The organism is Vibrio sp. 1562 (assembly GCF_033340155.1).
Classification (GTDB): domain Bacteria; phylum Pseudomonadota; class Gammaproteobacteria; order Enterobacterales; family Vibrionaceae; genus Vibrio; species Vibrio alginolyticus.
Genome location: NZ_JAWOVY010000233.1, coordinates 1 through 794, shown reverse-complemented (window position 1 = coordinate 794; position 794 = coordinate 1). Strand labels below are relative to the sequence as shown.

Sequence of the window (794 nt, the reverse complement as noted above, 5' to 3'; positions counted from 1 at the left end):
TGAGCCGCCATCGTATTTGAGCCCTGTTTGTTGGCTAAAGCGAAATCGGCTCCAACTTGGTCCTGCGGTTGCCAATTCAGAGACAATAAATGGAAGTGTGTTGTTTCCTGTTGCGAGTAGCTGGTCTGTAAATACTTGTTCACCTTCATCTGCGAAATCACCGTCTCGGTTCCAGTCAAACCAAGCAGACAAGTAACCAGAAGTAGACGCCATCACATTCACCAGTGAACTCAAACCTGGATCGAGTGCGGCAACAAAGCCAACACCATCTTCGTCTGCGGTACCAACTTTGTTGTCGCCAGAAGGTGCAATTTGTCCGTCAGAATCGCCATCAGGCGCAATGACACCAAGCCATGTCGCACCATCGATTTCGTGTCGTGGACCGTTTGAGGAAAGAAGCGTGTGGTAACTGTCTGGAGCATCGCCAAAATCGATTGGGTCATCTTCATCAATAACTGGCGCGTTGGCGCAGCGTGCACCGTCATTTTGGCTTGAACTCGGGCCGTTCGAGACAAACTCAACCGCTGGGACAATGCCAGCGTTGATGTTTGAAGCGTTGTCCGCTGACAAATTAATACGGTAGATTTTTCCGTCTTGATTGCGGGAAACATAGTAATTGCCGTTGACGTCAAAATAGCCCGCACCAAAGGTACCGGTTTCGCCCGTATCTCCAATCATAGTGGCTTGGCCGTTTGCAGTATTGAATTTGTAGAGAATGCCGGAGTTGTTGTCGATTCCGTAAAGCGAACCGTCGCCAGGATGAAAGGCAAAATCCGTCAAGTTGACGTTTGCGG

Annotated in this window: 1 protein-coding gene; it reads right to left on the bottom strand. The window is 49.5% G+C overall.

Annotated features, from left to right (window positions below; all coding sequences use genetic code 11):
• Positions 1 to 794: DUF6923 family protein (locus R7Z49_RS24350; RefSeq protein ID WP_318112273.1), on the bottom strand; the 794-nt coding region annotated here is incomplete at both ends.